The following is a 12,646-nucleotide window of genomic DNA, read 5'->3' on the forward strand; positions in this document are numbered from 1 at the left end:
TTATCCGTACCAACAGGGACATATCGTCACGGTCAGTCTATGAGCCGCCCTCTCCCCCCGCATCGCGGCCGCTCACTCCTCGAACCGGTAGCCCATCCCCGGCGCCGTCACCAGATACCTCGGGTGCGAGGGGTCCGCCTCCAGCTTTCGTCTCAACTGGGCCATGTACACCCGCAGATAGTTGCTCTGCGTCCGGTACGTCGGGCCCCAGACCTCCTGGAGCAGCTGGCGCTGGGTGACCAGGCGGCCCCTGTTGCGGATCAGGACCTCCAGGACGTGCCATTCCGTCGGTGTGAGGCGGACGGCGGCCCCGTCCCGCGTCGCCTTCTTCGCCGCCAGGTCGAGGGTGAACCCCGGCGTCCGCACCACCCCCGGGGCCCCCTCCGACCCGGCGGCCGGCTCCCTCGGGGCGTCCGTACGACGGGTCACCACCCGCAGCCGCGCCAGGAGCTCGGCCATGCTGAACGGCTTGGTGATGTAGTCGTCCGCCCCCGCGTCCAGCGCCTCGACCTTCTCGTCGGAGGTACTGCGGGCCGAGACCACCAGGATCGGGGCCCGTGACCAGCGGCGCAGCGTCCGCATCACCTCGATGCCGTCCATGTCCGGCAGGCCCAGGTCGAGCAGCACCGCGTCCGGCGGGTTCGCCGCGGCCAGGACGAGGGCCGTCCCGCCGTCGGGGGCCGCGTCCACGTCGTACCGCCGCGCTCTGAGGTTGATCTCCAGCGCCCGTACGAGCTGCGGCTCGTCCTCCACCACCAGCACCCTGGTCACGGGCGCACCTCCTCCCCCGGCGCCGGGGAGCACCCGGCCCGTCGCTAACCCCGTCACTTCCCCACGAGTTCCTTCAGCGCGATGTTCAGCTTCAGGACGTTGACCCGGGGCTCGCCGATGAAGCCGAGGACGCGGCCGGTCGTGTGGTCGGCGACCAGCTTGTCCACCTCGGCCACCGGCAGCCCGTTGATCCGCGCCACCCGGTGGACCTGGAGCTTCGCGTACGCCGGGGAGATGTCGGGGTCCAGGCCCGAGCCCGAGGACGTGACCGCCTCGGCGGGGACGTCCGAGGGGTCCACCCGGTACGTGGGCGTGGAGTTGTCCTTGACCACCGCCGCCTTGGCGTCCTTGACCTGCTGGATCAACTTCTCGTTGTCACCGGAGAGGTTGGTCGCGCCGGACAGGAGCAGCTGGTACCGGGTGTTGAGGCTGTTGGCGCCCAGGCCGTTGGAGGGGCGCGGCTGGAACCAGTGCAGGTCCGGACGGGCCGCCTCCTCGGGGTCGTCCGGGTCCTTCTTGGGAAGGTCGTAGCGCTGGCCGATCAGCTCCGAACCGACCACCTTTCCCTGCGACTTGATCTCCGAGCCGTTCGCCTTGCCGCCGAGGGCCGCCTGGGCGATGCCGGTGACGGCGAGCGGGTACAGGACGCCGCAGATCACCGTGAGGACCAGCAGAGCCCGCAGGCCCGCACCGATCAACCGGGCTGTGTTGGTTACCGAGTTGTTCATGACGGATCAGCACGCTTTCGAGTTAATGCAGCCCGGGGATGAGGGAGACGACCAGGTCGATGAGCTTGATGCCGACGAAGGGGGCGATGAGGCCGCCGAGGCCGTAGACGGCGAGGTTGCGGCGGAGCATCTTGTCGGCGCTGGTCGGGCGGTACTGGACGCCCTTGAGGGCGAGCGGTACGAGCGCGACGATGATCAGCGCGTTGAAGACGACCGCCGAGAGGATCGCCGACTCGGGGCTGTGCAGGCTCATGATGTTGAGCTTGTCCAGGCCCGGGTAGACCACCGCGAACATCGCCGGGATGATCGCGAAGTACTTCGCCACGTCGTTGGCGATGGAGAACGTCGTCAGCGCGCCCCGGGTGATCAGGAGCTGCTTGCCGATCTCCACGATCTCGATCAGCTTGGTCGGGTTGGAGTCGAGGTCGACCATGTTGCCGGCCTCCTTGGCGGCCGACGTGCCGGTGTTCATCGCGACGCCGACGTCCGCCTGGGCGAGCGCGGGGGCGTCGTTGGTGCCGTCGCCCGTCATCGCGACCAGCTTGCCGCCGGCCTGCTCGCGCTTGATCAGCGCCATCTTGTCCTCGGGGGTGGCCTCGGCGAGGAAGTCGTCCACGCCCGCCTCCTCCGCGATGGCTTTGGCGGTCAGCGGGTTGTCACCCGTGATCATGACCGTCTTGATGCCCATCCGGCGCAGCTCGTCGAACCGCTCCCGCATGCCCTCCTTCACCACGTCCTTGAGGTGGATGACACCCAGGACACGGGCCCCGTCCGCGTCTTCCACAGCCACCAGCAGCGGCGTGCCACCAGCCTGGGAAATCCCGTCGGTGAGCCGCTGGGTGTCCTCCGCGACACGTCCGCCCCGCTCCTTCACCCACGCCGCGACCGAACCGGTCGCTCCCTTGCGGACCTTGCGCCCGTCCACGTCCACGCCCGACATCCGGGTCTGGGCGGTGAAGGCGATCCACTCCGCGTTCGTCAGCTCGCCCTGGTGGCGCTCGCGCAGCCCGTACCTCTCCTTGGCCAGGACCACGATCGAGCGGCCCTCGGGGGTCTCGTCGGCCAGCGAGGAGAGCTGGGCGGCGTCCGCGACCTCCGCCTCGGTGGTGCCGCGTACGGGGACGAACTCCGATGCCTGGCGGTTGCCCAGGGTGATGGTGCCGGTCTTGTCCAGGAGCAGCGTCGACACGTCGCCCGCCGCCTCCACGGCCCGGCCGGACATGGCCAGCACATTGCGCTGGACCAGGCGGTCCATTCCCGCGATGCCGATCGCGGAGAGCAGTGCGCCGATCGTGGTCGGGATCAGACAGACCAGCAGGGCCGCGAGGACGATCATCGACTGCTCGGCGTTCGCGTACTTCGCGAAGGGCTGGAGGGTGACGACGGCGAGCAGGAAGACGATGGTGAGGGACGCCAGCAGGATGTTGAGGGCGATCTCGTTCGGCGTCTTCTGCCGTGCCGCGCCCTCGACCAGGTTGATCATCCGGTCGATGAACGTCTCGCCCGGCTTCGTCGTGATCTTGATGACGACCCGGTCGGAGAGCACCTTGGTGCCGCCGGTGACGGCCGAGCGGTCGCCGCCGGACTCGCGGATCACCGGTGCGGACTCGCCCGTGATCGCGGACTCGTCGACCGAGGCGACGCCCTCGACGACATCGCCGTCGCCCGGGATGATGTCGCCCGCCTCGCAGACGACCAGGTCGCCGATGCGCAGCTCGGTGCCCGGGACCTGCTCCTCGCTCCGGCCGTCCGCGGACAGCCGGCGGGCGACGGTGTCGGTCTTGGCCTTGCGCAGGGTGTCGGCCTGCGCCTTGCCCCGGCCCTCCGCGACCGCCTCCGCCAGATTGGCGAAGATCGTGGTCAGCCAGAGCCAGCCCGCGATCGCCCAGCCGAACCCGTCACCCGGGTCCTTGATCGCGAGGGCGGTCGTCAGTACGGACCCGATCTCGACGACGAACATCACCGGGGACTTGACCATCACCCGGGGGTCGAGCTTCCTGATCGCGTCCGGGAACGACTTGACCAGCAGCTTCGGGTCGAACAGGCCGCCGCCGACCTTCCCCTGGTCCTGGTGACCGGTGGGGACGTCGCTGTGCGGGGCGCTGGTGGGGGTCCGCCACCGCGCCCCAGCAGGCCCGCGCCGCCGCTCCGGCCGCCGCGCCCACCACGTACAAGGTCAAGAGCGGCGACTGCCTGTCGCGGATCGCCGAGGACCACCGGCTCGGCGGCTGGCAGCGGCTCTACCAGGACAACCGCGAGGTCGTCGGCTCCGACCCGGCGCTGATCCGCCCGGGCATGAAGCTCGTCCTCGGGGCGAAGGCCTCCGCGAACGCCTCCGGCACGTCGCACGGCTCCGCCGAGACGAGCGGCTCGCACGCGTCCGGGACGAAGAAGGCGGCCCCCCGGACCCACACGTCGACGTCGTCGTCCGCCTCGACCTCCACGGCCTCGAACGCGTCCGCCACCACCGAGAACCAGGGCTCCGCCACCGGCTTCCGCGCGCCGCTCGACAGCGTGAGCATCGGCACCCCGTACCGCATGGCCGGATCCATGTGGTCCAGCGGCTACCACACGGGCGTCGACTTCGCGGCCGAGACCGGCACCGAGGTGAAGGCCGTCGGCGCGGGCACGGTCGTCTCGGCCGGCTGGGGCGGCGCGTACGGCAACCAGGTCGTCATCCGGCACGCCGACGGCATGTACTCCCAGTACGCCCACTTCTCGCAGCTCTCCGTCTCGGCCGGGCAGACCGTGACCGAGGGCCAGCAGCTCGGGTTCTCCGGCGCCACCGGCAATGTCACCGGCCCGCATCTGCACTTCGAGATCCGCACCACGCCGGACTACGGCTCGGACGTCGACCCGGTCGCCTACCTCCGCCAGCAGGGCGCGAACCTCTGACATTCCGGGCCCCGTCCGGGAAGCCGGGCGTATTCCCGCTGGGGACAACTGACCGGGTGGTCTATATCACCCACCGTCAACCCCTCCTTACGGTCGCGTAGGTCACATCCGTAAGGGAAAGATATGGTCCCGTGGCAGACGATTCGAGATCATTCAACAGCGGTACGTTCGGGTCGTACACGGCGATCGGCGACAGCTTCACGGAAGGCGTCGGCGACCCCGGCCCGGACGGGGCGTTCGTCGGCTGGGCGGACCGGTTCGCCGTGCTACTGGCAGACCAGCGACCGGAGGGGGCCTTTCGCTACGCCAATCTCGCGGTTCGCGGCAGGCTCCTCGACCAGATCGTCGAGGAGCAGGTGCCGCGGGCCAAGGAGCTCGCACCCGACCTGGTGAGCTTCTGTGCGGGGGGCAATGACATCATCCGGCCGGGCAGCGACCCGGACGACGTGGCCGAGCGCTTCGAGCGCGCTGTGGCCGACTTGAAGAGCGCGATCCCGACGGTCATGGTGACCACCGGGTTCGATACGCGCGGGGTGCCGGTCTTCAAGCATCTGCGGGGCAAGGTGGCGACGTACACCGCGCATGTGCGCTCCATCGCGGACCGCTACGGGTGCCCGGTGCTCGACCTGTGGTCGCTCCGGTCCGTCCAGGACCGGCGGGCGTGGGACGACGACCGGCTGCACCTGTCGCCGGAGGGGCACACCCGGGTGGCGCTGCGCGCGGCCCAGGTGCTCGGCCTGGAGATTCCGGCCGACCCGGACCAGGAGTGGCCCCCGATGCCGCCGCGCAACACCCTTGAGGTGCGGCGCGACGACATCCACTGGGCGCGTGAGCACCTGGTGCCGTGGATCGGGCGCCGGCTGCGCGGGGAGAGCTCGGGCGACCACGTGGAGCCCAAGCGCCCCGATCTGCTGCCCCTCTGACGGCCCATCAGGCCCGCTGGTCCGCTCGGGACCGGCGGCATCACTGACGGACCGTCGTACGGGCGGCGGCGCCGCACGCGCGGCTCAGCCGTGCAGCAGCTTCCGCTCCGTCTCCGGGTCGAGTCCGACCCGGGGGCGGTCCGGCCGCTGCGGCGGCTCGCCGCCGATCGACTGGAGCCACGCCCAGGTGTCGGCGACCGTCTCCTCGACCGGACGGCAGTTCAGCCCCGACAGCACCGCCTTCCACACGTTCGAGCCGTGCATCGTGGTGTGCAGCTCGCCCGGCGGAATCCACACCGGCAGGTGGTTCCACGGCTCCACCCCGGCGGCCAGGATCGGCTCCGGGTCCGTCCAGCGCAGCTCGGCGCCGCCGCCGGTGACCCGCGCACAGGCCTCCAGCAGCTCGCCCATGGTGGTGTGCTCGGGTGGGGAGACCAGGTTGTACGGGCCGCAGAGCCCGAAGTCGGCGGCGCTCACGATCCACTCCGCCAGGTCCCGGACGTCGATGAACTGGACCGGCAGGTCACGCGGCCCCGGCGCGAGCACCTTGCCGCCGCGCGCCATGCGCCCCAGCCACCACGGCAGCCGCCCGATGTTCTCGTACGGGCCGAGGATCAGCCCCGCGCGCACCAGCAGCGAGCGGTCCGGGCCGAACTCCCGGACGACGGCCAGCTCGCCGCCGCGCTTGGCCTGCGGATAGGCCACCTCGCCCGAGGCGTCGGGCGAACCGTCGACCAGCGGAGCGGTCTCGTCCGCTCCGGCCGGGACCGGGTCCTGGTACACGGACCGGCTCGACACGTACACGTACCGGGCGGCGCGCCCCTCGGCGAGCAGCCGTGCGGCGTCGCGCACCAGGGAGGGCGCCCCCGACCAGGTGTCCACCACCACGTCCCACCGGCCGTCGGCGAGCGCCGCCAGACCGTCCTCGGCCGTCCGGTCGCCGAGCAGCGCCTTCACCCCCGCGGGCGGCTCGTGGCGGCCCCGGTGGAAGACCGTCACCTCGTGTCCGCGCGCCACCGCGGCCTCGGCCACGGCGCGGCCGACGAACTCCGTACCACCCAGTATCAACAGCTTCATGGCCGCAACTCTGCCCGCCGGAACGGCTTCTGAGAACCGTTGCATGCTGAGGGCGAAATCGCGGCGGCCGGGCGGACGCGGCCGGGGGAGCGTCAGGGGCGGTAGAGCTGGCCGGGCTTCGGGGCGGCGGGGGAGAGCAGTTGGGGCACGGTCACGAAGGTGAAGCCGCGCGCCTTGAGGGCGTCGATGATCCCGGGCACGGCGGGCACGGTGCCGTCGTAGATGTCGTGCAGCAGGATGATGCCGTCGCGGTCGGCCTGGTCGAGGATGCGCTCGGTGATCAGGGCCGAGTCGTTGGTGGAGTAGTCCTTGGCGGTCGCGCTCCAGAGGATCTGCGAGAGCCCCAGCTCCTTGCTGACCTTGGTGACCTCCTTGTTGGTACGGCCCTGCGGCGGCCGCATCAGGACCGGCTTGCGGCCGGTCAGCTTCGCCACCGCCTCCTGGGTGCGGTTGAGCTCGGTGCGTATCTCGGCGGGCTTCAGCTTGTCCAGACGCTCGTGCGACCAGGTGTGGTTGGCGACCTCGTGGCCCTCGGCGGCGATCCGGCGCACGGTGTCGGGGTACTTCTCGACGTGGTTGCTGCCGAGCAGGAAGAAGGTGGCGGGCACCTTCTTCTCCTTGAGGGTGTCGAGCAGTTGGGGCGTCTTGGGGCCCGGCCCGGCGTCGAAGGTCAGGGCTATGCACTTGGCCTTGCGGCAGTCCGCCCCGCCCGCGGTGCCCGCGTCGGCGCCCGCCGCGGCCTTGCTGTCGAGCGCGTCGTTGCGGGCCGAGCGGGGTGAGACGGCGCCGTCGGAGCATCCGGTCAGCGTCAGACCGAGCGCGGCCACCGCGACCAGCGCGGCCGCGGCCCGCACCCGGGACCGGCGGACTTCGGAATTACTGCTGCGCATGGCGCGTCTCCCCTTCGGTCTGGACCAGAACACGCCGGACTATACGCGAGGTGTATACACCGCATGCATAGTGGGGTGGCTCCAAGCCGGACAGGACATGCGGAGAGCGGGAAACGGCTACTTGCGGCGGGATCCGGCGGGGCCGGAGCCCTTGCGCCGGGAGGTGCCGGGCTTGCGGGCCGGGCCACCCCTGCGGCCCGAGGCGGCCTCGGGGGCCGCGCCCTTGCGGCCGGCGGCGGCCTGCGCCGCATCCCCGCCGCCGGACGGCGCCGCAGGAGTGGTCGTGCCCGCGGGCCAGTGCGAGGGGCGGTCGAGGCCCGCCGGCAGGACCGTGCCGCCGTCACCCCGTGCCGCGTTGACCTGTGTCTGGGTGAGGAAGAGGCAGTCGGTGAGGTCCGCCCCGGCGAGGTCGGCGTCGCGGAAGTCCGCGCCGATCACATCGGCGAGCCGAAGGTCCGCCCCGCTCAGATCGGCCGCGATGAGATACGCGCCCCGCAGGTCAGCGCCGCGCAGATCGGCGCCCCTGAGCCGGGCCCCGAACAGATCGGCGCCCCTGCGGTCCTTCTTCTTCCCCTTGACCTCGGCGCGCACCAGCTCGCTGGTGCGCAGCAGCAGCGTGTTCACCCCGGCGCGCAGCGCGGCGACGTCCAGCTCCAGGAGTGTGTCCACATCGCTGAGCGAGAGCCGCTCGATCCTCTCCCGCTCGGCCGCCAGCTGCCGGTGGACCGGGCGCGCGGCCGGGCGGGCCTGGGCCTCGGCGAGATACCAGAGCAGCTCGTGGAGCTGGCGCATCACGGGGAGCGCCGCGAACATCTGCCGCGACCCGTCCGGCGACTCCCGCCAGTTCCGCCCGGCAAAGGTGACCTGGGAGATCTTCTGGCCCGCGCCGAAGCAGTCATACACCGTGCAGCCCTGGAAGCCCTTGGGGCGCAGCTTGTCGTGGATGCCGCAGCGGAAGTCCTGCCCGAGGTTGCCGCAGGGCTCCCCGGCGGCCTTGTCGACGGCGAAGTCCGTGGACCGCGAGAACGCCAGCGCGACACAGCACAGACCGAAGCAGTTGGCGCAGTCGGCCCGCAGCCCGGAGCGGTCGTCCGCCGGACCGGGCGCCGTGGCGGCCTGCTGACGTACGCGGTTCTCGGATGTCTCGGACAAGGCGGGCGCTCTCCTGTGGTGACTGGTGGCCCGGGCGGGTGCCGCCGACGGGTGTGCCGCGGGCCCCGCACGGACATAAGGGCAGGCCGAGCCTACCGTCGAGCTGTCGCCCGGACCGAAGCCGACCGGAGACCGGCCCGAGGCCTCCCGGACCCGCCGGAGCGGCGCCAGGCGCTACGCGGCCTCGTCGAGATCGGCGGTGGTGGCCGCCGCCCACAGCGCGAGCAGCCGCTCGTACTCCTCCGCGGGCCAGCCGCCGTCCGGGTCCGTGCTGTCGACGAGGTCGCGGATCGCCGCGTTGGCGGCTTCGGCGTCCGGCAGTACGGAACCAGGGAGGTCGGCGGTAGTGGACATGTGTCCAGACTAAGCGCAGGGTCCGACAATCGGCCCCGAACCGGCACTGCGGGGTCCATCACACCGTCATCAGTCCTTCCCCACATGTCCTCCACCACGCGCGCGAGGGCGCGGGAATCGGACGTACGCGCGCGCTGTTCCAGTGGCCATGACGGCATTCGACGGAACCGAGGAAGCACTGCTCAAGCTGGTCGCGGCGGAGAAGGGCGGCGTCCTCGCCACGCTCAAGCGCGACGGCCGGCCGCAGCTCTCCAACGTGAACCACGCCTACTACCCGGAGGAGGGCGTGATCAAGGTCTCCCTCACCGACGACCGGGCGAAGACGAAGAACCTGCGCCGCGACCCGCGCGCCAGCTACCACGTCACCAGCGCCGACCGCTGGGCCTGGACCGTGGCCGAGGGCGTCGCCGACCTCTCCCCGGTGGCCGCAGACCCCCACGACGCGACCGTCGAGGAGCTGATCCAGCTCTACCGGGACGTCCAGGGCGAGCATCCGGACTGGGAGGACTACCGGCGGGCCATGGTCCGCGACCGGCGCGTCGTGCTCCGGCTGCGGGTCGAGCGCGCCTACGGACAGCCGCGCGCCTGAGCCGTCCCCGGCGGGTCGCTGCCGCGTAACGGCGCTGTTCCCGCGTTGTCGTACCCGCCGCACATAATGGATTGACCCCCCGAGCCCCAGGAGGTGCCGTGACCGGCGCTGGTTCTCTGCTCCCACTCCGCTCCCGGCTGCGCGAGCTGCGCCCCGCCGCGTTCGGGGCCGACCCGGCGGGCGAGCGCCTGGAGCGGATCCGCCGCTCGCCGAACTTCGCGGACGGGGTCTTCCAGAACCCGGAGGGCGCGCGGACGCGGCCGTCCGGTTCCATGGTGGAGTTCGCCAAGATCTACTTCCAGAAGGAGCAGCGGGCCCTGCGCGCCCCGGTGGGCAACATCCCGGTGCACGCGACGACCCTCGCCGACCTCGCCAAGCCGCCCGCCACCGGACTGCGGCTCACCTGGATGGGGCACTCCAGCGTGCTCGCCGAGATCGACGGCCGCCGGGTGCTCTTCGACCCGGTGTGGGGCGAGCGCTGCTCCCCCTTCGCCTTCGCCGGTCCCAAGCGGCTGCACCCGGTGCCCGTCCCGCTGGCCTCTCTCGGCCCGGTGGACGTCATCGTCATCTCGCACGACCACTACGACCACCTGGACCTGCCCACCATCCGCGCCCTCGCGGGTACGGAGACGGTCTTCGCGGTCCCCCTCGGCGTCGGCGCCCACCTGGAGCACTGGGGCGTCCCCGCCGACCGCGTCCACGAGCTCGACTGGAACGAGTCGACGAAGGTCAACGGGCTCACCCTCACCGCCACCCCCGCCCGCCACTTCTGCGGCCGGGGCCTGCGCAACCAGCAGCACACGCTCTGGGCGTCCTGGGTGGTCGCCGGTCCCGAGCACCGGATCTACCACAGCGGTGACACCGGCTACTTCGGGGGATTCAAGGACATCGGCGCCGAGCACGGCCCGTTCGACGCCACGATGATCCAGATCGGCGCCTACAGCGAGTTCTGGCCGGACATTCATATGACTCCGGCCGAAGGCATGCGGGCGCACCTCGACCTCCAGGGCGGCCGGCCGCACGGCGTGATGCTCCCGATCCACTGGGGCACCTTCAACCTCGCCCCGCACCCGTGGGCCGAGCCGGGCGAGGGGACGATGGCCGCCGCGGCGGCCACCGGCGCCGGGATCGCGCTGCCCATCCCGGGGGAACCCTTCGAACCCACCTCGGAAAACGTGCCGTCCGCGCCATGGTGGCGCCCCGTCGCGCCCACCCCGGAGGGCGGCTGGCCGACGCACATCCGCATGCCCGCCAAGGCGGGGGAACAGGAGACGGCACCGGTCGTCTCCTAGCGGGGATCCACGGCATTTCGCGCTGCCGTACGAGGCGTCATACCAGAGCGGGACACGGTAGGGGGGACTTTCCCAACTGCGTACCGAGGGTGAGGGGTTGACCACTACTGTGAGTGGCCGACGATCAACGCGGGCCCACAGCGGTTGAGTTGGGCCCGGGACCACGATCTCTGGGACCCCACGTACCGAGGACGCAGATGTCTCATCTTCGCGCACCCGCCGCGCGGTCCGACCGCCGCGAGGGCGGGCGGCACGGACGTACGGCACACCGGCCGCAGCCCCCGGCCGCACCCGCGAGCGCCCCGGCTCCGGCGGGACGTCCGCCGAGCGGGCAGCCGCCGTCCACCGAGGGCCGCATACGACCCCAGCTGCTGCGCACCGCGGTGCTGCCCGCCGTGGCCGCCGTGCTGTGCGGCACGGCCGCCGTCGTCTTCACCCTCCACACCACCCACGCCCACCCCTCGAAGATGCTCTGGGCCGCGCTCGGCGGGATGGCGGTCCTCGCCCTCGGGTCGGTGGCGGCCGCCGCGGTGGGCGCCGACCGGGCCGCCAGGACCGTGCTCGGCCGCGCCAACGGGCTGCGCAGGGGCAGCGCCCGCTCGGCCGCCGACCTGCGCACCGTGGTCGACGGACTGCGCCGCGGCGAGGGGGTGCCGCCCACCGTCTGGGCGGTCACCGCGTCCGGCGGGGCGTCCGGGGGCATGACCGAGCGGCGCTGCGACCACACGCCGATGCCCGCGACGGCCACCGTCAGCAGCCCCGCGAAGCTCATCACCGAGCCGTTGTTGAGCATGGACAGGAAGATCCCGCAGCCGGCCAGCGCCATCAGCACGGCGGCCAGCGCCGGGCCCTCCACCCGCCCGGACAGCAGCCGCCGCGCCTCGTTCTCGTCCTCGTCGTCCAGCGGGAGCAGCAGCCAGCCGAACCCGTAGAAGACCAGGCCGAGGCCACCGGTGACGGTGAGCACGCCGAGCGCGACCCGGAAGATCACCGGGTCGATGTCGCAGTACCGCCCGAGCCCGCCGCAGACGCCGCCGATCACCTTGTTGTGCCCGCTGCGGCGCAGCTGCGGCGCAGCGGGCACCGGGCCCGGATCCGGGTCCGGCGGCGCGACGGGGGTCTCGGTCGGCTGTGTCATGACTCCATGGTGACGGGCCGTAGGCGGGTGCGGCACCCGCCCCCATGTGTACACCACCCCCTCGTGCCCCACATGGCTGCCGTCCCGGGCCAGCCGCACCATCTCCCGCAGCGGCAGTTCGGCGCCCGCCACACAGATGTCGAGCAGCCCGTCGTCGAGCACCGAGCGCGGCAGCGGCATGAACTGCCCGCCCCGCCGCCGTCCGCCGCCCACCAGGACCGAGACGGTCTCCCCGGACTGCACGACGACCCCGTCCACGCTCACCCGGCCCCGGTACGGCCGGAAGGCGAGCATCGTGCGCGCCACCGCCGTCTGATAGCGCCGCCGGCCCGTTCCCAGCGCGTCCCGCACACTGGTGAGCGCCTGCGCGGCCAGCCCCGACGAGGCGCCGAGCAGGGCCAGTTCCCCGGTCTCGGCGATCCGCGCCAGATCGACGTGGCGCACCCGCGGCGCCGAGAGCGCGGCCTCCAGGGCGGCGGGCCACGGTCGGTCGGACCAGAGCTCGCGGTAGAAGGAGTTGCCGCGGCCGCCGGGCAGGACGAGCAGGGCGGCGCGCCGCTCCTCCCGCCCGGCGAGCAGCCCCGTCATGATCTCGTGAGCGGTGCCGTCGCCGCCCACGCAGACCAGGACGGCCGGGCCGCCCGGCCCGCCCGCGGTGCGGGCGAGCTGCTGGGCATGGCCCGGCCGCTCTGTCACAGCAAGCTCGACGGGCACACCGGCCCCCGCGATCCGTCGCGCGACCTCATGAGCCATCTCCCGCGAGTACGTTCCCGCGGCTGGATTGGCCACCACCAGAACGGACTTGGGGGACGGACTCATCGACGGACACCTCGGCGC

At 72.1% G+C, this 12,646-nt stretch carries 11 protein-coding genes and 2 pseudogenes; 4 read left to right on the forward strand and 9 right to left on the reverse strand.

Translation table 11 applies throughout. The features are described 5' to 3' along the window. Nucleotides 1–72 precede the first annotated feature (72 nt). The 4 genes and pseudogenes from A8W25_RS28670 to A8W25_RS35840 form a co-directional block, all read right to left on the reverse strand. Entirely contained in the window at nucleotides 73–771 is a 699-nt protein-coding gene (locus tag A8W25_RS28670; protein WP_067166745.1) for a response regulator, read from the reverse strand. Nucleotides 772–824: 53 nt separating this feature from the next. Further along, complete coding sequence (locus A8W25_RS28675) at nucleotides 825–1,499, reverse strand: potassium-transporting ATPase subunit C (RefSeq protein ID WP_067166748.1); 675 nt, start codon at nucleotides 1,497–1,499, stop codon at nucleotides 825–827. A 22-nt stretch (nucleotides 1,500–1,521) separates the two neighbouring features. Continuing rightward, nucleotides 1,522–3,612, reverse strand: a pseudogene (gene kdpB, locus A8W25_RS28680) (potassium-transporting ATPase subunit KdpB); the annotation flags it as partial. 127 nt (nucleotides 3,613–3,739) lie between these two features. Then, nucleotides 3,740–4,021 carry a hypothetical protein gene (locus tag A8W25_RS35840; protein ID WP_420708531.1) on the reverse strand — a complete coding sequence of 94 codons (282 nt, stop codon included), beginning with the start codon at nucleotides 4,019–4,021 and terminating at the stop codon, nucleotides 3,740–3,742. On the opposite strand from A8W25_RS35840, the gene A8W25_RS35845 reads away from it, so the two are divergent. Together A8W25_RS35845 and A8W25_RS28690 are read left to right on the forward strand one after the other, a co-directional pair. After that, complete coding sequence (locus A8W25_RS35845; RefSeq protein ID WP_420708532.1) at nucleotides 4,014–4,394, forward strand: M23 family metallopeptidase; 381 nt, start codon at nucleotides 4,014–4,016, stop codon at nucleotides 4,392–4,394. The genes A8W25_RS35840 and A8W25_RS35845 overlap by 8 nt on opposite strands. A gap of 131 nt (nucleotides 4,395–4,525) precedes the next feature. Beyond that, nucleotides 4,526–5,317 carry an SGNH/GDSL hydrolase family protein gene (locus A8W25_RS28690; RefSeq protein ID WP_067166750.1) on the forward strand — a complete coding sequence of 264 codons (792 nt, stop codon included), beginning with the start codon at nucleotides 4,526–4,528 and terminating at the stop codon, nucleotides 5,315–5,317. A gap of 84 nt (nucleotides 5,318–5,401) precedes the next feature. Here A8W25_RS28690 and A8W25_RS28695 read toward each other — a convergent pair whose 3' ends face one another. The 4 genes and pseudogenes from A8W25_RS28695 to A8W25_RS28710 form a co-directional block, all read right to left on the reverse strand. Continuing rightward, the gene (locus A8W25_RS28695; RefSeq protein WP_199831850.1) at nucleotides 5,402–6,394 is read right to left on the reverse strand and encodes an NAD-dependent epimerase/dehydratase family protein; all 993 of its coding nucleotides are present in this window, start codon (nucleotides 6,392–6,394) and stop codon (nucleotides 5,402–5,404) included. 92 nt (nucleotides 6,395–6,486) lie between these two features. After that, complete coding sequence (locus tag A8W25_RS28700) at nucleotides 6,487–7,284, reverse strand: polysaccharide deacetylase family protein (protein WP_079126457.1); 798 nt, start codon at nucleotides 7,282–7,284, stop codon at nucleotides 6,487–6,489. Between the two features lie 294 nt (nucleotides 7,285–7,578). Next, a pseudogene (locus tag A8W25_RS28705) lies at nucleotides 7,579–8,436 on the reverse strand (pentapeptide repeat-containing protein); the annotation flags it as partial. 174 nt (nucleotides 8,437–8,610) lie between these two features. Continuing rightward, complete coding sequence (locus tag A8W25_RS28710; RefSeq protein WP_067166755.1) at nucleotides 8,611–8,790, reverse strand: hypothetical protein; 180 nt, start codon at nucleotides 8,788–8,790, stop codon at nucleotides 8,611–8,613. Between the two features lie 148 nt (nucleotides 8,791–8,938). Here A8W25_RS28710 and A8W25_RS28715 point away from each other — a divergent pair, with 148 nt between their 5' ends. Together A8W25_RS28715 and A8W25_RS28720 are read left to right on the forward strand one after the other, a co-directional pair. After that, a complete protein-coding gene (locus tag A8W25_RS28715; RefSeq protein WP_067166757.1) occupies nucleotides 8,939–9,379 on the forward strand; it encodes a PPOX class F420-dependent oxidoreductase in 441 nt (146 codons plus the stop codon). Between the two features lie 98 nt (nucleotides 9,380–9,477). Beyond that, nucleotides 9,478–10,671 (forward strand): MBL fold metallo-hydrolase, encoded by a 1,194-nt coding sequence (locus A8W25_RS28720; RefSeq protein ID WP_067166760.1) that lies wholly within the window; start codon nucleotides 9,478–9,480, stop codon nucleotides 10,669–10,671. Between the two features lie 202 nt (nucleotides 10,672–10,873). On the opposite strand, the gene A8W25_RS35850 is transcribed toward A8W25_RS28720, so the two are convergent. Then, on the reverse strand, nucleotides 10,874–12,628 hold the full coding sequence (locus A8W25_RS35850; RefSeq protein ID WP_158942760.1) for a diacylglycerol kinase family protein: 1,755 nt from the start codon (nucleotides 12,626–12,628) through the stop codon (nucleotides 10,874–10,876). Nucleotides 12,629–12,646: the final 18 nt, after the last annotated feature.

The organism is Streptomyces sp. ERV7 (assembly GCF_001653515.1).
Classification (GTDB): Bacteria; Actinomycetota; Actinomycetes; order Streptomycetales; family Streptomycetaceae; genus Streptomyces.

Bases quoted from the DNA above. Each gene is read 5' to 3' on its own strand.
- A8W25_RS35840 (WP_420708531.1), bottom strand. From the start codon at position 4,021: ATGCTCACGCTGTCGAGCGGCGCGCGGAAGCCGGTGGCGGAGCCCTGG.
- A8W25_RS28710 (WP_067166755.1), bottom strand. From the start codon at position 8,790: ATGTCCACTACCGCCGACCTCCCTGGTTCCGTACTGCCGGACGCCGAA.
- A8W25_RS28715 (WP_067166757.1), top strand. From the start codon at position 8,939: ATGACGGCATTCGACGGAACCGAGGAAGCACTGCTCAAGCTGGTCGCG.
- A8W25_RS28700 (WP_079126457.1), bottom strand. From the start codon at position 7,284: ATGCGCAGCAGTAATTCCGAAGTCCGCCGGTCCCGGGTGCGGGCCGCG.
- A8W25_RS28695 (WP_199831850.1), bottom strand. From the start codon at position 6,394: ATGAAGCTGTTGATACTGGGTGGTACGGAGTTCGTCGGCCGCGCCGTG.
- A8W25_RS35850 (WP_158942760.1), bottom strand. From the start codon at position 12,628: ATGAGTCCGTCCCCCAAGTCCGTTCTGGTGGTGGCCAATCCAGCCGCG.
- A8W25_RS28675 (WP_067166748.1), bottom strand. From the start codon at position 1,499: ATGAACAACTCGGTAACCAACACAGCCCGGTTGATCGGTGCGGGCCTG.